This window comes from Enterococcus sp. LJL98, assembly GCF_054871745.1.
Genome location: NZ_JBTXLU010000001.1, coordinates 513,386 through 533,808, shown reverse-complemented (window position 1 = coordinate 533,808; position 20,423 = coordinate 513,386). Strand labels below are relative to the sequence as shown.

20 protein-coding genes are annotated in these 20,423 nt (G+C 39.4%); 19 read left to right on the top strand and 1 reads right to left on the bottom strand.

What is annotated here, in order from left to right:
• Positions 1-27 precede the first annotated feature (27 nt).
• From ACYSNO_RS02455 to ACYSNO_RS02420, 8 genes are all read left to right on the top strand, one after another.
• A complete protein-coding gene (locus tag ACYSNO_RS02455; protein WP_461729470.1) occupies positions 28-1,080 on the top strand; it encodes an ABC transporter ATP-binding protein in 1,053 nt (350 codons plus the stop codon).
• 36 nt (positions 1,081-1,116) lie between these two features.
• Entirely contained in the window at positions 1,117-1,926 is an 810-nt protein-coding gene (locus ACYSNO_RS02450; RefSeq protein ID WP_461729469.1) for an ABC transporter permease, read from the top strand.
• A 162-nt stretch (positions 1,927-2,088) separates the two neighbouring features.
• Positions 2,089-3,141: an LCP family glycopolymer transferase gene (locus tag ACYSNO_RS02445; protein WP_461729468.1), complete on the top strand. Its 1,053-nt coding sequence runs from the start codon at positions 2,089-2,091 to the stop codon at positions 3,139-3,141.
• Positions 3,142-3,421: 280 nt separating this feature from the next.
• Positions 3,422-5,539, top strand: a complete 2,118-nt coding sequence (locus tag ACYSNO_RS02440; protein ID WP_461729467.1) for a peptidoglycan D,D-transpeptidase FtsI family protein — start codon at positions 3,422-3,424, stop codon at positions 5,537-5,539.
• Positions 5,540-5,581: 42 nt separating this feature from the next.
• On the top strand, positions 5,582-7,471 hold the full coding sequence (locus ACYSNO_RS02435) for an ABC-F family ATP-binding cassette domain-containing protein (RefSeq protein ID WP_461729466.1): 1,890 nt from the start codon (positions 5,582-5,584) through the stop codon (positions 7,469-7,471).
• Between the two features lie 18 nt (positions 7,472-7,489).
• Positions 7,490-8,437 (top strand): thymidylate synthase, encoded by a 948-nt coding sequence (locus ACYSNO_RS02430; RefSeq protein WP_461729465.1) that lies wholly within the window; start codon positions 7,490-7,492, stop codon positions 8,435-8,437.
• Positions 8,438-8,453: 16 nt separating this feature from the next.
• The gene (locus tag ACYSNO_RS02425) at positions 8,454-8,948 is read left to right on the top strand and encodes a dihydrofolate reductase (protein ID WP_461729464.1); all 495 of its coding nucleotides are present in this window, start codon (positions 8,454-8,456) and stop codon (positions 8,946-8,948) included.
• Positions 8,949-8,951: 3 nt separating this feature from the next.
• Positions 8,952-9,467, top strand: a complete 516-nt coding sequence (locus tag ACYSNO_RS02420) for a GtrA family protein (RefSeq protein WP_461729463.1) — start codon at positions 8,952-8,954, stop codon at positions 9,465-9,467.
• Between the two features lie 25 nt (positions 9,468-9,492).
• On the opposite strand, the gene trhA is transcribed toward ACYSNO_RS02420, so the two are convergent.
• Positions 9,493-10,146 carry a PAQR family membrane homeostasis protein TrhA gene (trhA, locus tag ACYSNO_RS02415; RefSeq protein WP_461729462.1) on the bottom strand — a complete coding sequence of 218 codons (654 nt, stop codon included), beginning with the start codon at positions 10,144-10,146 and terminating at the stop codon, positions 9,493-9,495.
• A 125-nt stretch (positions 10,147-10,271) separates the two neighbouring features.
• Between trhA and ACYSNO_RS02410 the strand changes: the two genes are divergently transcribed.
• From ACYSNO_RS02410 to topA, 11 genes are all read left to right on the top strand, one after another.
• Positions 10,272-11,114, top strand: a complete 843-nt coding sequence (locus tag ACYSNO_RS02410; protein WP_461729461.1) for a DegV family protein — start codon at positions 10,272-10,274, stop codon at positions 11,112-11,114.
• A gap of 137 nt (positions 11,115-11,251) precedes the next feature.
• Positions 11,252-12,121 carry an SGNH/GDSL hydrolase family protein gene (locus ACYSNO_RS02405; RefSeq protein WP_461729712.1) on the top strand — a complete coding sequence of 290 codons (870 nt, stop codon included), beginning with the start codon at positions 11,252-11,254 and terminating at the stop codon, positions 12,119-12,121.
• 3 nt (positions 12,122-12,124) lie between these two features.
• Complete coding sequence (locus ACYSNO_RS02400) at positions 12,125-12,763, top strand: YpmS family protein (RefSeq protein ID WP_461729460.1); 639 nt, start codon at positions 12,125-12,127, stop codon at positions 12,761-12,763.
• Between the two features lie 6 nt (positions 12,764-12,769).
• The gene (gene msrA, locus ACYSNO_RS02395; protein WP_461729459.1) at positions 12,770-13,276 is read left to right on the top strand and encodes a peptide-methionine (S)-S-oxide reductase MsrA; all 507 of its coding nucleotides are present in this window, start codon (positions 12,770-12,772) and stop codon (positions 13,274-13,276) included.
• A gap of 2 nt (positions 13,277-13,278) precedes the next feature.
• Positions 13,279-13,500 carry a YozE family protein gene (locus ACYSNO_RS02390; RefSeq protein ID WP_461729458.1) on the top strand — a complete coding sequence of 74 codons (222 nt, stop codon included), beginning with the start codon at positions 13,279-13,281 and terminating at the stop codon, positions 13,498-13,500.
• A 16-nt stretch (positions 13,501-13,516) separates the two neighbouring features.
• Positions 13,517-14,944, top strand: a complete 1,428-nt coding sequence (locus ACYSNO_RS02385) for a S41 family peptidase (protein WP_461729457.1) — start codon at positions 13,517-13,519, stop codon at positions 14,942-14,944.
• A gap of 14 nt (positions 14,945-14,958) precedes the next feature.
• On the top strand, positions 14,959-15,507 hold the full coding sequence (gene lepB, locus ACYSNO_RS02380; RefSeq protein WP_461729456.1) for a signal peptidase I: 549 nt from the start codon (positions 14,959-14,961) through the stop codon (positions 15,505-15,507).
• 125 nt (positions 15,508-15,632) lie between these two features.
• On the top strand, positions 15,633-16,499 hold the full coding sequence (gene ylqF, locus ACYSNO_RS02375) for a ribosome biogenesis GTPase YlqF (RefSeq protein ID WP_461729455.1): 867 nt from the start codon (positions 15,633-15,635) through the stop codon (positions 16,497-16,499).
• Positions 16,486-17,256: a ribonuclease HII gene (locus ACYSNO_RS02370; RefSeq protein WP_461729454.1), complete on the top strand. Its 771-nt coding sequence runs from the start codon at positions 16,486-16,488 to the stop codon at positions 17,254-17,256. The genes ylqF and ACYSNO_RS02370 overlap by 14 nt, the downstream gene beginning before the upstream one ends.
• A 67-nt stretch (positions 17,257-17,323) precedes the next feature.
• Positions 17,324-18,190 carry a DNA-processing protein DprA gene (gene dprA / locus ACYSNO_RS02365; protein WP_461729453.1) on the top strand — a complete coding sequence of 289 codons (867 nt, stop codon included), beginning with the start codon at positions 17,324-17,326 and terminating at the stop codon, positions 18,188-18,190.
• 138 nt (positions 18,191-18,328) lie between these two features.
• Positions 18,329-20,404, top strand: coding sequence for a type I DNA topoisomerase (gene topA, locus ACYSNO_RS02360; RefSeq protein WP_461729452.1), 2,076 nt, complete (start codon positions 18,329-18,331; stop codon positions 20,402-20,404).
• Positions 20,405-20,423 lie beyond the last annotated feature (19 nt).

The following is a 20,423-nucleotide window of genomic DNA, read 5'->3' as shown; positions in this document are numbered from 1 at the left end:
TTGAATTTTTAGAATGGGTGATGACTGTTGGAAAACAACTCAGAAATAAAAGTAAGAAGTACCCTTGTCACAAAAGAGTACGACTTGTATAAGAAAAAATCAGATAAAATTAAAGCCTTATTTAAGTTCACACAAAAAAACATCCCGAAATTTTGGGCTTTAAAAGGTGTCAGTTTTGAAGTAAGAGCAGGTGAATCTGTCGGTGTCATTGGGATCAACGGTTCTGGAAAATCAACCTTGTCAAATGTCATCAGTGGGATTATACCGAGTACTTCAGGGACGATGGATGTTCAAGGAGATACTTCAATTATTGCGATTGGCGCTGGTTTGAAGTGGCAATTGACAGGGAAAGAAAACATTCGTCTAAAAGCCTTGATGTCTGGGATGACTAATAAAGAAATTGACCAAAAGATGGATGAAATCATTGCTTTTGCAGATTTAGGAGATTTTATTAACCAACCCGTAAAAAGTTATTCAAGCGGGATGCGTTCACGTTTAGGATTTGCTATTGCGGTACACAACAACCCTGATATTCTTATCATTGATGAGGCGCTATCGGTTGGAGATGAGACCTTCTATCAAAAATGTGTCGATAAAATTATGGAATTCAAGGAGCAGGGCAAGACTATTTTCTTTGTCAGCCATTCTTTAGGACAGGTTGAGGCCCTGTGCGATCAAACGATTTGGATGCATTATGGTGAAATGCGAATGTATGGACCAACAGCGGAAGTCATGGCTGAATACAAGAAATTTATTGCTTGGTTTAAGAAACTTTCAAAAAAAGAACAAAAAGAATACCAAGACAAGCAAAAAGAAGCGCAAAAAGCGTTTACTTTGGAACAGTTATCCGCTAATGCTAGAGAAGATTCTTTTGTTTTAGAACAAAATTTAACTGAAAAGAAATTACAAAAAAATCTTACTCGAACACCATTAGGAGAAAAGATGACAGTTTCAACACGTGTCCTATTAGCAGGAACAATGCTTGCGACGCTTTTTCTCATGTTGGTCTCTTTTAGTGGGCACTCCTTAAGTGCTGCACTGACGCACCCGCTAGAGACGATTCTTCAAGTATTTAAATAGCAGGCGTCTAATTTTATTTGTAAAGGAAGTTATGTTGTGAAAGAAATTGTCATGATTTTTAAGGAACAGTTTCAAAGTATCGGAATGATTTTCCGAATGTCTCGTTATGAAGACAAGGCGACTTACCAGAGTCATTACTTGGGCTTGGCTTGGCAAATTCTCAATCCAGCGATTCAAGTTGGGATTTATTATCTGGTTTTTGGTTTAGGAATGAACCAAGGAAAAGAAATTGAAGGTGTTCCTTATATCGTTTGGATGTTAATCGGAATTACTGCCTGGTTTTATATTAGTTCTTCCATTTTAGGCGCATCCAACAGTATCCATCGTCAAGTTGGAATGGTCGCGAAAATGAAATTCCCCGTCAGTGTGTTGCCGACAATTAACATCGTAAGTAATTTGTCTTCTTATTTTCCGATGGTGGGGATTGTCGTTTTTACCTTGTTGGCTTTAGGTGGTTCCCCATCAATTTATTGGCTCCAATATTTTTATTATTTTTTCTGTATGTTTCTTTTCTTGTTTGCATTTGGTGTGTTGAATGCAACGATAACGGTTTTAATTCGAGACTATCATATCTTTTTACAGTCTGTCTTAAGACTTCTATTCTATGTTTCTGGTCCAATTTGGGACATTCAAAATCGGAGTCTGCCAGTCTGGATGGTCAAGATTTTAAAACTAAATCCCATCTATTACATTATTGAAGGTTTCCGCGATGCCTTTTTAGGACGGGCTTGGTTTTGGGAAAAAACGACATATGGCTTGATTTTTTGGGGAATGGTCTTGATATTAATGATTTTAGGAACGCATCTACATATGAAGTTCCGAGCGAAATTTGTTGATTATATTTAAGCACGCAGGATGAAAAGTCTCTCTTATTGACACACGATGAAGGAGGCTTTTTCCTGAAAATCTTTTTAAAAAAAAGGATAATTTTTCAAAAAAAGATTGTCGAAAAGCCAAAAGTATGGCAAAATTCTTCTAAGAAACTGGATGAATTGAAAGAGGTGTCCTATGCGACTGTATCAAAAAATTATCGTTGCCATTTTAGGCATACTTGTTTTCGTCGTCGCAGGTTTAACAGGCTACGGTATGCAAGTGCTAGGCGATGCCAATCAAATGATGAATACCATTAGCGAACAAGCAAATCGAAAGACAAAGAAAAGAGACGTTGCCTTAAGTATTGAAGCGCGCGATCCGTTTTCGATTCTTCTATTAGGGATTGATACTGGGGCCTTAGGTCGGACCGAACATGGGCGCTCAGACAGTATGATGGTTGTGACGATTAATCCCGAAAAAAAACAATCAACGGTTGTGAGCATGAATCGCGATATTTATGCGGATATGCTTGACGGCGCTACTTTTGATAAACTCAATCATGCCTATGCCTACGGTGGAGTGGAACTGGCAATGGATGCGGTTGAGAAATTATTAGATATTCCAATCGACCATTATGTCAGCATTAATATGCAAGGCTTGCGAGATTTAATCGATGCAGTCGGTGGGATTCAAGTGGATAATAAAATTGAGTTTACCTTAGAAAAGGTTCATGTGCCTTTTGGGAAAATTACCTTAGATGGCAAAACCGGTTTAGCTTATGCACGGATGAGAAAAGATGATCCAGATGGTGACGTTGGTCGTCAAAGAAGGCAAAGGGAAGTCTTGGAAAAATTGATTAATAAAATATTAAGTTTGGATGGCGTTAGCAACTACCAAAGTCTTTTAAAGGCGGTTGAAAAAAACTCGAAAACAGATTTAACTTGGGAAGAAATGCTTGACGTAGCAACCAATTACTATCCTGCTTTTGAAACGATTGAACAAGCACAGCTTGAAGGGAAATCGGAAACGATGAACGGCATTTACTACCAGATCTTAGGAATGCAAGAACTACTCGATACGCAAAACCTTTTAAAAGGACAACTTGGGATACCAGAGAGCCCTTCCCTAACACTTGATCCACAATTTGAGTATTCTTTTAACGGTTATATAGGGAATCAATTTTATGACGACCGTATCGTAGAAAGTGAACTCAATTCTGAATTCATTGAAGAAGAAGCAACTTGGTGAGAATTGAGAGCAACAAGAGCAAAGGCCACTCGCTTTTGCTCTTTCTTTTTTTTATTATCCACATTTCTTTGCTAGAAAAAAAGTTTCACAGTGTTCGATTGGAGATTCGGAAACATCGTTGATTTGTCAACGTTTTTCCAGAAGTGAAATAAAAGAGAAAAGCAGTTGTGAAACAATCAAAGCTTTTAAATTTTAGTTAGTAAAGTGTAAAAGATTCCCTATTCTTTCAGTTTTTTTGGTAAAATACAAGGTAGCAGTTGTTTAGGAAGGAAAATAAAACATGTCTAAATTTAAAAAAATAAAAATCCCATCAAAAGAAAGGGACTATGATAAAAAGAATCGGATGAAATCCCACATTCCATTTCGTTTAAACCTCTTGTTTTTTGTCATTTTTGGTTTATTTGTTGCACTGATTGTACAGCTTGGTTATTTGCAAATTATTAATGGCGAAAGCTTACAAACGAAAATCACTGCGTCTTCTATGCGGAAAATTGAATCAAGCACACCAAGAGGGATGATTTACGATGCATCAGGGAAAGTTCTCGTCACGAATAAACCCAATTCGGCCATCACTTTTACACGTGGCTTAAATATGAAAGCGGAAGACTTACTTGCTTTGGCTGAATCGCTCGTTGATTTGATTCAAATTGACATCGATGAGACACTCACTGAACGGGATTTGAAAGATACTTGGTTGGCACAGGTAGATAATTTGGAAGAGGCTCGGAAACGACCTTCTAAAAAGGCCCTAAAAGAAAATGAATACCAAGCAATCGTTGATCAAGTCACAGAAGCGGAAATTGCTTTTGATGAGCATCAGCTGAAAGTTGCAACTGTTTTTAAACGTTTAAATGGCGCGCAAGAACTAACAACTATTTTTGTGAAAAATAGTCAGGTCACAGATGAAGAATTAGCCATTGTGGCCGAACGCAGTCAAGAATTACCGGGGATTTCAACAGGTGTCGATTGGACGAGAGAAGTCGTTGAAAAAAATGGCTCTTTGCAAAGTTTGATTGGAAAGGTCTCGACGGAACAACAAGGTCTACCTGCCGAACTGGTTGAAGAATATCTAGCGAAAGGCTATGCCCGAAATGATCGCGTCGGAACAAGTTTCTTAGAAAAGCAATACGAAGAAGTGCTACAAGGCACCAAGGCACAACATGAAATCGATATTAATTATTCTGGCAGCATTGAAGGCCGAAAAGAAATTTACTCTGGGGAAAAAGGGGACAACCTCGTTTTGACGATTGACGCCGCCTTTCAAGAGAAAGTCGACGAAATTTTGCAAAGGAATTTTCAGCAGTTGATTAATAATGGTTTTGCTGATTATTCACCAGGGGCTTATGTTGTCGCATTAGATGCTAAAACCGGTGGCGTTCTAGCCCTCTCTGGTTATTATCATGAAACCCATTCGAAGGAAATTCAAGAAGATACGATTGGTGTCTATAAAAAGGCCTTTGTGCCAGGTTCTGTTGTGAAAGCTGGAACGTTAACGGCAGGATGGAATAATGGTGTCTTGCAAGGAAATGAAAAACTCTATGATCAACCCGTTCGTTTAAAAGATTCCAATTCAAAATCTTCAATCTTTAACCCGGATGGCCGTGGCAATCGCTGGTTGGATGCTCGAAAATCATTGGAAATTTCTTCGAACTCCTATATGATTCAAATTGCTTTACGTTTACTTGGCATTCAATATGATGGTAGTGAAATTTATGTGCCATCCTTGCCTCAACAAGAAGCAGCTTTTAATCAATTGAGACAAGCAATGGCAGCATACGGGATGGGAACCCTAACTGGGATTGATTTGCCAGATGAAGAAACAGGCATCCAAACGCCAGTCAAATACCTATCGGATGCCAATCATGATGGAGGGAAAATTCTCGACTTGGCTTTTGGACAGTTTGATACCTACACGCCAATTCAATTAGCCCAATATGTAGCCACGGTAGCAAATAATGGTGTGCGCATTCAGCCGCATTTGGTCGAAGGAATTTATGGCAATGATGAGTCAGGGAATTTAGGGAAACTAAAAACGGCCATTCAACCGACCATTCTAAATGAAGTTGATCTTACGTCGGAAGAGTTGGCGATTATTCAGGATGGTTTTCGAGACGTCGTGACTGGAAATGATCCGTACACGACAGGAACGATGTTGCGTGAAAGTAAGATGAATCTTTCGGCAAAAACTGGAACAGCTGAAATGACTGTGACTGAAAATGGGCGTCTGCTGGATGTTGAAAACTTAAACGCAGTTGCCTATGGACCGACCGAAGATCCTCAAATTGCGCTAGCCGTTGTGATTCCACATTTACGAGGCGAAAAACGTGGTTACCCGAACTTAACCATTACAAAAGAAATCATGGACGCCTACTATGAAATCTTTATGAAGAAAAATTAAGGCATCAAAGAAGCAATTGAGAAACTTGAGGAGGCTATTTTTTTGAAAGAATTAAAAGTCGTTGATTTATCAAAGACCTATGGAACAAAAGATATTTTTAATCAAATTTCTTTTTTGATTCGCACGCATGATCGCGTCGGGCTGATTGGAGTGAATGGGACCGGAAAAACAAGTTTGCTGTCCATTCTATCAGGAAAAGAAAATGGGGATGGCGATCGCCAAGCTGTTTTTTTTCCTAAAGACTACCGTGTGGCCTATTTGGAACAAGCGACAAATCTAGATGAAGAACGAACGGTATTAGAAGCAGTTTTCCAAGGTGAGAGTGAACAGTTAAAGACTGTTAAGCGGTATGAAGAAGCATTGCTCCAGTTAGAAGTCGACGGAGAAAATGCAGAAACGCAAAAAGAATTTCAATTAGCTCAAGAGGCGATGACCGAAAAAGATGCGTGGTTAACCGATACCAATGCAAAAATTATTTTACAAAAATTAGGTATTCGTGAATTAAATAAAAAAATAAAAGAATTATCTGGTGGGCAAAAAAAGCGGGTAGGTTTAGCCCAAGTACTCATTGATGAGCCGGATCTATTGCTACTTGATGAGCCAACGAACCATCTAGATTATCAAACGATTGAATGGCTAGAAGGGTATTTAAAGCAATACCGCGGGTCGCTAGTAATGGTGACGCATGATCGCTATTTCTTAGATCGTGTGACCAATCGCATTTTTGAGCTATCTTTTGGTAACCTTTATGAATACAAAGGAAATTATGAAGCTTATTTATTAGAAAAATCAGAACGCGAGCGGGTAGAAGAAGAGCAAGAGGAAAAACGCAAACAATTGTACAAGCAAGAGCTTGCTTGGATGCGAGCAGGAGTAAAAGCACGCACGACGAAACAACAAGCACGAATTGGTCGGTTTGAAGATCTAAAAGAAAATCTACACCAAGTGCAACGTTCTGGAGAAGTTGAAATTGATATTGCAAGTCAACGATTAGGTCGACAAGTCTTAGAGATTAAAGAAGGGTCGTATCGAATTGCAGGGAAAGAACTTTTAAAAGACTTTAACTTGTTGATTCAATCGCGAGAACGGTTGGGAATTACGGGAGAAAATGGTGCAGGGAAGTCGACCCTACTCAATCTTTTAGCCAATCGGTTACCACTTGATTCAGGAACCTTGACGGTCGGAGAAACGGTTCGTTTGGCTTACTACACGCAAGAAAACGAAGCAATGAATCCGGAACAACGCATGATTGCCTACTTGCAAGAAGCGGCAGAAGCAGTTTCACGGCAAGATGGTTCGCAGATTAGTGTGGCTGAAATTTTAGAACGCTTCTTATTTCCAAGGCATTCGCATGGAACGAAGATTGGAAAATTATCTGGTGGGGAGAAGCGGCGTTTATTCTTATTAAAACTTTTAGTTGGCCAGCCGAACGTGTTGCTTTTAGATGAGCCAACCAATGATTTAGATATCGATACCTTAACCATTCTGGAAGACTATTTACAGTCTTTTCCTGGCGCAGTAATTACGGTTTCTCATGACCGTTACTTCTTAGATAAAGTGGCAGAAAAGCTACTGATTTTTGAAGGACCAGCGAAAATTCGTTCCTACTTTGGTTCAATTAATGACTATTTAAAAATGCAACCGGCGCAGGAACAAACGAAAGAAAATGCTGAAAAGAAATCCGGCTTGCCGAAAGAACCACTAGAGACAGAAAAGAAAAAATTAAGTTACATGGAGCAAAAAGAATGGGCAACGATTGAAGATGAAATTGCCTCCTTAGAGGAACAAGTTGAGCAATTAACCGAAGAAATGAATCATCAGGGTTCAAACTTTACCGAGTTGCAAAAAATTCAAGCGAAATTGACCGAGACTGAAGCGATTTTAGATGAGAAAATGGCGCGTTGGGAATATTTAAGTGAGTGGGCTGACTAAAAAAGGAGAATGAACCAATTGGAGCAAGTATATTTAGACTTAGGAAAAAAGATTCTAGCTGAAGGAAACCTTAAAGGCGATCGCACCGGTACAGGAACCAAGAGTTTATTTGGTTATCAAATGCGTTTTGACCTACAAGCAGGTTTTCCGCTGTTGACAACCAAACGTGTCCCGTTTGGGTTAATCAAAAGTGAGTTGTTGTGGTTTATTAAAGGGGATACCAATATTCGTTATTTGTTAGAAAATAAAAATCATATTTGGGATGAGTGGGCTTTTGAACGTTACGTACAAAGTGCCGATTATCAAGGTCCAGATATGACGGATTTCGGACGACGCTCACTGATTGATCCGATCTTTAATCAATGCTATCAAAAGGAATTAACGAATTTTTGTGAAAAAATTGTAGCCGATGAACCGTTTGCAAAGATACATGGCGACTTAGGAAAAGTCTATGGTTATCAATGGCGTCATTGGCAAACATCGAAAGGTGAAACACTGGATCAATTAAAAGAAGTAATCGAAATGATCAAGACCAATCCGAATTCACGCCGTTTAATCGTGTCGGCTTGGAATCCTGAAGATGTCCCAAGTATGGCCTTGCCTCCTTGCCATACGATGTTTCAATTTTATGTGCATGATGGAAAATTAAGTTGCCAATTATATCAACGAAGTGCGGATGTTTTTTTAGGTGTGCCATTTAATATTGCCAGCTATGCCTTATTGACCCATCTGATAGCGCATGAGACGAATCTAGAAGTCGGTGAATTTGTGCATACGCTTGGGGACGCCCATTTGTATACAAATCATTTTGAACAAATGAAAGAACAACTTACAAGAGAAAAGCGTCAAGCACCAAAACTAATCTTAAATCCAGCCAAGCAATCGGTTTTTGATTTTGAGATGGAGGATATTCAAATCGAAGGGTATCATCCACATCCAACGATTAAAGCACCGATTGCCGTTTAATTAAGGGGGAAAAAGAATGTTAGCAGCGTTATGGGCAGAAGATTTGACTGGACTCATTGGGAAAAATCAACGGTTGCCTTGGCACTTACCAAATGATTTACAGTATTTTAAAAAAATGACGGTGGGAAAAACGATCGTGATGGGGCGTACGACATTTGAAGGGATGGGTTCCCGCCCGCTACCCAATCGTCAAACGATTGTCTTAACACGAAATCGTGATTATCAGGCAGAAGGGGTTCTGCTAATGCATAGTGTTGAAGAAGTTTTGGACTATGCCAAAAAGAATGAAGAACCAACAATGATTACGGGTGGCGCAGTCATTTTTGAAGATTTTATGCCTTATTATGATGTTTTATATCGCACGGTGATTGAAGCGAATTTTGAAGGCGACACTTATTTTCCAACGATTGCTTGGCAAGATTGGCAACTTGTGCAATCGACACCAGGAATCACGGATGAAAAAAATCAATACGAGCATCGGTTTGAGATGTATGAACGAAAGAAGTTGTAAAAAATGAGTTGGAAAAAAAATCGTGAAATGATTTCATATTTGATCATTGGCGTTTTAACGACCCTTGTATACTTTGTTGTACGGTTTTCTGTTTTTTCTTTAACGAATTCAGGCCTGTTTTCTGTTGTCACCGCACAAATCCTATCGATTTTATTTGCTTTTTTCACAAATAAGTGGCTGGTGTTTCAAAATCATGCAAAGGGCTGGCAAGATTTATTGCAACAATTTTTCCTTTTTAGTTTGGCACGTGGCTTTGTTTTCCTCTTAGATATAGGAATCACTTTGCTGACGGTGGAACTTTACGCAACGAACTTGATCGAATTTCTTCGCTTAGATCAAATAAACTATCATCTGTTCCCCTTTTCTTGGGGAATTCTTAAAAGTTTTATTGGTAACCCCGTCAATTTGAATGCCTTTATTTTTGCATTCCTTACGCAAGTGTGTGCCATCGTGATTAACTATATCCTTAGCAAGTACGTTGTATTTAAAAAGAAAACGAAAAAAGAAAGAATCGCGTGAGGGTTGTCCGCGACTCTTTCTTTTTTTAAGTATAAAGTAAAATGGAAAAATAAATTAAACTAGCACCTAACATGACGAATAAGTGCCAAACGACATGCATAAAGCGGATATGCGTTAGACGATAGAACAAGGTGCCAAAGGTGTAGGCAACACCGCCACCGGCTAAAAGTAGCGTACCCCAAAGACCAAGGGATTGAACCAAGGGGTAAAAAGCGAGTAAGCACAACCAGCCCATTAAAATATAGATCCAGGCGGAAACTTTCGGGTTGACGGCTTTTTGATGGAGTGTCATCGCTTTATAAATAATGCCGCTAATCGCTAAGAGCCAAATGAATAAAAACAAGGTCCATCCTAACCAACCTTGAATACTAATCAAGCAAAAGGGAGTGTAACTTCCGGCAATTAGTAAAAAAATGGAACTATGATCAAAAACTTGAAAGACTGTTTTTGCTCGCGTAAAGATTAAGCTATGGAATAAAGTGGAGAATAAAAAAAGTAAAATCATCATTGAGCCGTAGATTGCATAGGAGACGACATGGACGGCAGATCCAAGTTGTGCGCCTTTCACCAGTAAGAGGACAAGCCCTGCAATACTTAGACCAAAAGCAATTCCGTGAGTGACCGCATTTAAGACCTCATTTAGAATTAAGTAATGACGATCAAATTTTGACATTTCCATAAAACCACCTCAAGTTAGATTAATTGATGAAAAATCGCTTATAGTTTGCTATACTATATTTAAAGAAGATTCTTGTTTAGTTTAACATGAATTGGAACAGTTTTAAAAGAAAGAGTGGAAAAAGCATGAGAAAACTTAAGATCGTTACCGACTCCTCCTGTACGATTGCAAGAGCAGTTGTGGATCAATTAGATATTCACGTTGTGCCACTATCAGTGATGATAGATCACACGATTTACACCGATGATGAAACACTTGGTAGAGACCAATTCATGGAAATGATGGCAACAGCAACCAACTTACCGAAGACCAGTCAACCGCCGATTGGGAAATTCGTCGAGCTCTATGACCAGTTAGGAGAAGATGGAAGCGAAGTCCTTTCCATTCATATGACGAAAGCGTTAAGTGGTACGGTTGAAGCTGCGAGACAAGCGGCGCAATTATCAAAAACAACCGTCCAAGTCATTGATTCCAATACGACAGATCAAGGGTTGTCTTTTGGTGTTATCCGTGGGGCCGAGTTGGCTTTAGAAGGAAAAACACTCGCTGAAACGCTTCCTATCGTTGAAAAAGTATTCGCACAGACCAGACTTTATATTGGGGTTTCGTCACTAGATAATTTGGTCAAGGGAGGACGCATTAGCCGTGCAACAGGCATGGTATCAAGTTTCTTAAACATGCGAGTCGTAATGGAATTTAAAAATGGCGAATTGATTCCTGTGATTAAAGGACGTGGAAACAAAACATTTTCAAAGTGGTTTGAAGGCTTTAAAGCAGAGCTCTTAGCAAGCTCAAACTTAAAGAAAATTGCGATTTCTTATGCGGGAAGTCCAGAGCCATGGAAAGAATATCTAGAAGAACTAAAAACACTTTTCCCTCATACTCCAATTACATTTCTACATACGACACCGATTATTGCGACGCATACGGGTAGCGGGGCGTTTGCGATGATGTATTATTCAGAATAATTAAGAAAAATCTCCGAATCAGAAATGATGGAGATTTTTTATTTTCTGAAAGAATCGGACAATGTTTAGTACTAAAAAACAGGAAAATCTGTTAAAATAGCGAGTAAACCAATAGATGGAAGTGATGAACGATGAATATTGAAAAAACTTTGAAAACAACGATTGTTTTTATGGGAATGCTATTAATCAGTTTTTTATTTTTTTCATGGCTCATACCTAAGGCGCCCCAACGTCTGACCGTTGAAGAACCATCAGCAAAAGCAATGAAAGTCAAAGAGAAAATTCATTTAGTTGCCATTGGTGATTCCTTAACAGAAGGGATTGGCGATGAAACCAAGCGTGGGGGATACGTGCCGCTAATTGCAGAAAACTTAGAAGAATCCTTTGATTTAGGAAATAGTGAAATCGAAAATTATGGTGTTGCTGGTGATCGGAGCACACAAATTTTAAAAAGAGTAAAAGAACAAGAAGAAATTCAAACCAATCTTGCCTCGGCGAAAATCATTACATTGACAGTTGGAGGAAATGATTTAATGAAGGTGATTCAAAACAATATTTTAGGGCTTTCACCTAAAAAATTTGAAAAGCCGGCAAAAAAATATCAAGAACATTTAGTTGAATTGCTAGCTGAAATACGAAAATATAATCCAACGGCTCCAGTGTACGTTTTGGGTATTTATAACCCATATTATATTTATTTTCCTGAAATCACCGAAATGCAAACAATTGTCGATGATTGGAATGACCATACCCAAGAAATCGTAGAGGATCAAGCGAACATGTATTTTATTCCAGTCAATGACTTAATTTATCAAGGGATTTTTGATGCGGAAGATACAACGGGGATGACGGATATTGAAGCAGTTGACACTTTAAATGATCTACGAAACAATGCAATTTATGAAGGGGATAATTTTCATCCGAATTACAACGGCTATCAATTGATTGCCCAAGCTTTTAGCGAAAAAATCAAAGCAACCAAAAATGAGTGGTTGGGAAAGGAGTAGGCCATGGCGTCTAAAATAAACCAACAGGTCAAAACCTTAAAATCAATGAACAAATGGAAGGCGGCATTTTTTGTGTTGCTCGCACTTGTGTTAGGCTTAAGTTTGTTGCTTGTTACACGCCTTTATCAAGAGCGAGAGGCAATCCCACCTATGAAAATCGAAACATCTGCGAAAGCGGGCATACCTGTACTGAACGTCCGAAGCAATAAAGAGCAGATTAATGCGCTCGTGGCCTTTTATTTAGAGGATTTACAAAAGGAAACAGAACAAAACTATCAATTTGTACTAAAAAATGAAGCTTTATTAACGGGAGAGTTCGATTTATTGGGCTTCCCTGTAACTTTCTATCTGTATTTTGATCCTTATGTGATGGAAGATGGAAATGTGCAGTTAAAAGCCAAAAGTTTATCCATTGGGGCGTTAGGTTTACCAATCAATCAAGTCTTGCGGATGATTAAAAACAATAGTCAAATTCCAGAGTGGATTGAAGTGCAACCGAAGGAAGAAAGAATCGTCTTACGATTGGATCAATTTCAACTAAAAAACGGCCTTTCCTTTCGAGCGGACAAGCTGAATTTGGTTGAAGATGAGATTCAATTAAGTGTGTATCTACCTGAGAATAAAGTGAAAGAAAAGGAGTAGAGTGAGATGGAAAGAGGAATTTTTGCAGGAGGTTGTTTTTGGTGCATGGTTCAACCTTTTGATCAACAACCGGGAATTATGAGTGTGACGTCTGGTTATACAGGTGGGACTGTTGAAAACCCTACTTATGAAGAAGTTTGCAGTGGGAAAACAGGTCACACTGAAGCAGTTGAAATTATTTTTGATCCAACGGTGATTTCGTATGAAACTTTACTTGAAATTTATTGGCAACAAACGGACCCAACAGACGCGTTTGGGCAATTTGAAGACCGTGGTGAAAGTTATCGACCAGTGATTTTTTATTTAAATGAAGAACAAAGAAAAAAAGCAGAAGCTAGTCGTGAAGCTTTGGCCAAAAGTGGCCGCTTTACTAAACCGATTGTGACAAAAATTGAAGCAGCACACCCTTTTTATCCAGCAGAGATGTATCATCAAGCTTACTACAAAAAAAATCCAGAAAATTATGCACGTAATCATGCGAGACGAGCAGCATTTTTAAAGGAGACTTGGTAAATATGCGAAAATCGTTTTATGCCTATTTAATGACGCTTAAAGAAGTGAAGGTGGCGACGATTATTAGTCAGTTAGCAGAAGATGTCAGTTTGGATCCACAATTTCCTAAGCAAAGTCAAGATTATCATGAAGTTTCGGAGTATCTTGAGTTGCATACGGATTATTTCCCCGACTTGTCTTTGTTTGATCGATTGTGGGAAATTTATGTAGAAGAAAATATGTAAATAAAGAGGTGTAATATTGGAAAAAAACACGGTTCCGTTTCATCGTTACCTCATTTCAATGGTTTGTGTAGCAATTATTAGTGGTGGGCTCGTTCATACTTTTAGTGGGACTTCTCGATTGCAAGAAAGCGGACAAACGCAAGCCGATGAATTGGAAAAAGTGCATACCTTATTTGACAGTATCCAGCGTGATTATTATGAAGTGGTCGATCCAAAGATTTTAGTGGATGGGGCTTTAAAGGGGATGACTGAGGCGTTAGAAGATCCTTATACTTCTTATTTCAATTCAGAAGATTCAGGGGCATTTGCTGACATGTTATCGGGAGAATTTGAAGGAATCGGTGCGACTTTAAGTCTGAAAGACGAGCAACCTTATCTTGTCGAAGAACCAGTGAAAAGCAGTCCTGCAGCAAAAAGTGCCTTACAAATGGGGGATGTTATCGTGAAAGTCGATGGCAAATCAACAAAGGGTGCGCCCTTATCTGAAACGGTTTCTTGGATCCGAGGGGAAAAAGGGACCTCGGTTGTCCTAACGATTTTAAGAGATGGAGAAACGTTTGAAGTAGAAGTCATCCGTGATATCATTCCGATTGAGTCAGTTTTTTATGCACTAGACGATAAGGATTCAACGATTGGTAAAATTGAAATTATTACTTTTGCTGAAAATACAGCGATGAAATTGCAAAAAGCCATTGAAAGTTTAAGAAATGAGGGAGCGATTGCTTTTATTTTAGATGTTCGGGGAAATCCAGGTGGCTATTTGGATCAAGTTGAAGTGATGGCGAGCATGTTTTTAGCAGACGATGCGATCATTTTACAACTTGGTACAAAAGATGAAATTATTGGTGAAATCAAAGCTTCAGCGGCGCTTGATCGAGGGTTTAAAGTTCAGGAACCGGTTGTGGTATTGGTTGATGGCGCGAGTGCGTCGGCATCCGAAATTTTAGCAGCGGCTTTACAAGAGTCCGCCGGCATACCTGTTGTCGGGACAAACACCTTTGGAAAAGGAACGGTACAAGGCGTTCGTTCTTTTGAAGATCAAAGTGAATTGAAAATGACGATGCAAAAATGGTTAACGCCTAATGGAAATTGGTTAAATGAAGTAGGCTTGAGTCCAGATGTACGCGTTGATTTTCCGGACTATGCGTATTTGCCAACACTTGTTCAAAATAATACGCTTCAATTGGGAGATACAAACGAGCAAGCGGAACAGTTAAACCAATTTTTAGTCGCACTCGGCTATCTAGAAAAAGTGGGAGATACCTTTACCAATCAAACAAGTGACGCGATTGAAGCGTTTCAAGAAGAAAATGAGTTGCCAGTAACCGGCCGCTTAGATTTAGAAACGATGATTGGCATTGAGCTGCGTTTAGCAGAGCAATTGCAAAAGACGGATCCCATGTATCAAAAGGCTATAGAAGTCTTACTTGAAAGTAAAAAATGAAAAGGATGACTGCCATGAATTTCAACCGGTTTTTAGACGGTTTTTGGTTGACAGTGAAATATGCCTTCTTAGCTGGCGGTTTGGCATTGTTAATTCGCGGTTTTTTCTTGATTCCTGTCCCTGTTGAGGGAAACTCCATGCAAAACACGTTGACACAAGGCGACTTTATTGTGATGGAAAAGTTTACTGCTATTCAGCGTTTTGATGTCGTCGTTTTTCAAATGCCAGATGGAACGACTTATATCAAACGGGTCATCGGCTTACCAGGTGAGAGTGTTAGTTACCGTGAAGATCAGCTTTATATTAATAATAAAAAAGTCGATGAACTTTTTTTAGCAGAAAATTTGGCGGAAGAAGAAGAGCCGCGTAATTTCTATACAAACGACTTTGAATTTGAACAATTAATGGGTGTCAGTAAGTTAGGTGAAGACAGTTACTTTGTTTTAGGCGATAATCGGCGCATGTCGAAAGATAGCCGTTCTTTCGGAGCCATTTCGGGCGATAAAATTTTAGGAAAGGCACGCTTCGTCTACTACCCGCTGAATCACTTCCATTTTGTCTAAAATCAGAAAAGGCGGATTCGATTTGGAAAAAGCCTTTTCTTTTTTGTGAGAAAAAGGAAGGAAAAAAAATTACTCAAGTATGTTACAATAGAAAACGAAATGAACGAAGAAAGTAGGATAGAGAAATGACAATACAATGGTTCCCTGGACACATGGCGAAAGCGCGTCGGGAAATAAGCGAAAAATTAAAGTTTGTCGATATCGTCTTTGAGTTAGTGGACGCACGTTTGCCAATCTCTTCTCGCAATCCCATGCTGGATAAAGTGTTGCAACAAAAACCACGCCTTATTCTAATCAATAAAGCTGATTTGGCAGATCCGCAGCAAACGAAATTATGGGAAGCGTATTTTATCGATTTAGGTTTTTTTGTCCTAGCAATCAACGCAAATGAAAACAAATGTGTGAAAGAGATTATCGCAAAAGCGAAAGAGGCTCTCAAAGAAAAAATGGAACGAGATGCCCGTCGAGGGATCAAGCCACGTGCGATTCGAGCAATGGTTATTGGTATTCCAAACGTGGGTAAATCAACATTAATGAACCGTTTAGTCGGTAAAAAAATTGCTGTTACAGGGAATAAACCCGGTGTAACGAAGGGGCAGCAATGGCTAAAATCAGGAAAAGATTTAGAACTTTTAGACACTCCAGGTGTTTTATGGCCACGATTTGAAGATCAAGAAATTGGTCGGAAATTAGCATTAACGGGTGCGATTAAAGACCAGCTGTTACATCTGGATGAGATTGCGATTTATGGCCTACATTTTTTTGGAACTTACTATCCAGAAACCATCAAAAAACGCTATCGTTTAACAGAGGAAGATCTGACCTTAGCTGGTCCGGAATTGTTAATCAAAATCACCGAGCAATTAGGCTTCAAGGATGACTTTGACCGCGGGAGCGAGCGAATTATCTATGATATTCGTCAAGGAAAACTTGGTGCATATACCTTAGATCGTTATGAAATGAAGCGTGGTGCCGAAAATGACGAAGCCTGAATCGATTGCACAGATTAAAGAAAAATTAATGACGCTAAGTGACCCCGGTGCGTGTTATGTGCAACAATTGCGCCAAGATTCGCGTCTTGGTGTCCAAAAGCTCCTTACCCAGTTTGATAAACGTCTAGAAAAAGTCGCAGCATTAGAAAAAAAGTACCAAGAGATGCAAATTTTTGAACGACAAGCGTATCAAGCGGGCTACCAACGAATTGCTGGAATTGATGAAGTTGGACGTGGACCGCTTGCTGGTCCTGTTGTTTCAGCAGCCGTGATTTTACCAGCGGATTGCGTGATTTTGGGTTTAAATGACTCCAAACAACTCAGTGAGAAAAAACGAGAAGCGCTAGTCAAAGAGATTGAGGAAAAAGCATTAGCGATTGGGATTGGCATCATTGAGCCAGAAGAAATTGATGCAATCAATATTTATCAAGCAAGTAAAAAAGCAATGGTTGTGGCAGTCGAATCACTCGAGCAAGCGCCCGATTATTTGTTGATTGATGCGATGACATTGCCGTTGAAACAAGCGCAAGAAAAAATCATCAAAGGAGATGCTCGATCGGTTTCGATTGCTGCGGCAAGTGTGATTGCCAAAGTTTATCGCGATCAGTTAATGGCCAAATATGACACGAAATATCCGGGTTATGGCTTTGCGCGCAATGCTGGCTATGGCACAAAAGAACATTTAAAAGGGCTTGAAAACTATGGGGTGACGCCGATTCATCGTCGTAGTTTTTCTCCAGTTTCAGCAATGATTTAAATTGAAAATAAAAACTTTCTTTTTGCGAATTTAGGGTAAATGAATGCAGAAAGAAGGTTTTTTTGTGGTGGAACAGAAACTAGAAGAATTGCTATTAAAATTAGTTTTTACAGAAGGAATTGGAACGATTGGTAAGTGGCGTTTAATGCGTTTTGCGCGTAAGCATGAGTGGACCGATTTTACCTTTGAAGAAGCCTTGCAGATTACTCAAGCGAAAAACCAGCGTGGATTATTCAAAGAATCATGGCAACGAACCACTGCTAGTTGGCTAAGTGAACAGTTGAGTACGCAACCCTATCTCTCCTTTTTTTCTGAACGATACCCGGAAAGTTTAAAAAATATCGCCGACCCACCGTTAGCGTTATTTTATGCTGGGAACCTCGATTTACTTGATTATCCCTTATTTGCCATTGTTGGAGCGCGTTTGGCTACTCCTTATGCTAGCCAAGTTTTAGCGAAGTTAATCCCAGCACTGTTGGCAGAAAAGCAAGTGATTGTCAGTGGGCTTGCAAAAGGTGTCGATCGTTTTAGTCATGAATTGGCACTTTATTATGGAGGCAAGACGATTGGTGTGGTTGGTTGCGGCTTGGATATTTGTTATCCGAGAGAAGTTTATGATTTATTTAATAAAATGAAGTCGGAACAATTGGTCTTAAGTGAATATCCCGCAGGTACGCCTGTTCGAAAGCACCATTTCCCGATGCGTAATCGAATTATTGCTGGCCTGGCACAAGGAACGTGTGTGATTGAAGCCAAGGAACGAAGCGGTTCTTTAATCACGGCTCAACTTGCTTTAGATAGTGGGAAGGAGGTCTTTGCTGTCCCGGGTGAAATTATAAGTGGACAATCAAATGGCTGTCATCGTCTGATCCAAGATGGGGCCAAATGTGTCTATCAAATTACAGATATTTTAGAGGAATTACCTCAGTATTAACCCACTTTTTGTAAAAGATTCAATTTCCTTTCTTGACAAAATATTCTCTTACCGATATGATTAGCTACGATTTGTTGTAATTGAACAAAGGTACTATTATATAGTAGGAATTTGTTTTGAAAGGAGCCAATAGAAAGTATGGCCTATAAATATTTAGTCATTGTAGAGTCCCCAGCAAAAGCAAAAACAATTGAAAAATACTTAGGAAAAAACTATAAAGTGGTTGCGAGCGTGGGGCATGTTCGTGATTTACCGAAAAGTAAAATGGGAATTGATGTTGAAAATAATTACGAACCGCATTATATTTCCATCCGCGGAAAAGGCGATGTCATCAAAAGCTTACGTAGTGCGGCAAAAAAGGCTGAAAAAGTTTTCCTGGCAAGTGACCCGGATAGAGAAGGGGAAGCCATCGCTTGGCATTTGGCATTCCTACTGGGCCTAGACCTCGAAGACAAGAATCGAGTGGTTTTCAATGAAATTACGCGTGAAGCAGTGAAAGCGGCATTCAAGGAACCGAGAACGATTGATATTGACTTGGTTGACGCCCAACAGGCACGTCGACTTTTAGATCGCTTAGTTGGTTATTCGATTAGTCCAATTTTATGGCGAAAAGTTAAAAAAGGCTTAAGTGCAGGTCGTGTTCAATCAATTGCTTTGAAAATGATTATGGACCGAGAGCAAGCCATTCGAGAGTTTAAACCGGAAGAATATTGGAGCTTAGATGGGAATTTTCAAAAAGAACGACGGAAATTCAAAGCGAGTTTTTGGGGTGTTGATGGGAAAAAGAAAAAGCTACCAAATGCTGAAAGTGTGAAGGAAGTACGTGACCGCTTAACGAGCAACGAATTTGAAGTGAAAAAAGTTGAAAAGAAAGAGCGCAAACGCCAACCGGCAGCACCGTTTACCACGAGTAGTTTGCAACAAGAAGCAGCTCGTAAATTAAATTTTCGAACTCGTAAAACCATGATGGTTGCCCAACAACTTTATGAAGGAATCCCCTTAGGCCGTAAAGGAACCATAGGGTTAATTACCTATATGCGTACCGATTCAAAACGATTATCTGAATCCGCAATGGAAGAGATTGCGACATTTGTAGAAGGCACGTATGGGCCTGAATTTGCTGCCACTCAAAAGAAAATGAAAAAAGAAAAGGGTTCGCAAGATGCGCATGAGGCCATTCGTCCGACAAGTGTGTTACGAACGCCAGAAGAAATCGAGAAATTTTTAGATAAAGACCAACTGCGACTGTATCGCTTAATTTGGTCTCGAACCATCGCTAGTCAAATGACACCAGCCGTTTTTGATACGGTCAAGGCGAACTTAGAGCAAAATGAAGTCCGCTTTGTAGCCAATGGCTCACAAATTAAATTTAAAGGTTTTATGCAAGTCTATGTCGAAGGAAGCGATGATGGGAAAGAAGAAAAAGATAACATCTTACCAGAATTAGCTGTGGGGGAAAAAGTTACCTCTGTTGATATTGAACAGAAACAACATTTTACTCAGCCACCTGCTCGTTTTAGCGAAGCGACCTTAATTAAGACCCTTGAAGAAAATGGTGTGGGTCGACCGTCAACCTACGCGCCCACCTTAGAAACCATTCAACGCCGTTATTATGTGAAATTGGCCCAAAAACGTTTCGAACCTACGGAATTAGGCGAAATCGTGAACGGGATCATCGTTGACTTCTTCCCACAAATTATTGACATTCACTTTACTGCTGAAATGGAAAGCAACCTTGATGCCATTGCAGAAGGGGAAGAAGAATGGAAAAAAGTGGTCGACCGTTTTTACCGGCCTTTTGAAAAAGAATTGGAAAAAGCAGAAGAAAATATTGAAAAGATTCAAATTAAAGATGAACCTGCAGGATTTGATTGTGATCAATGTGGGCAACCAATGGTGATTAAACTCGGCCGTTATGGAAAATTTTATGCTTGTAGTAATTTCCCTGAATGTCGGAATACAAAAGCGATTGTCAAAGAAATTGGTGTCACTTGTCCAACTTGTAAAGAGGGACAAATCATTGAACGAAAATCTAAGAAAAATCGTTTGTTCTATGGCTGTAATCGATACCCAGAGTGCGAATTCGTTTCATGGGATAAACCAGTCGGCCGGAATTGTCCAAAATGTGACCACTATTTGGTTGAAAAGAAAGTCAAAGGCGGCAAACAAGTGATTTGTTCCAACGGTGACTACGAAGAAGAAGTGCAAAAATAAAATTTGAAAAGTGAGAGGA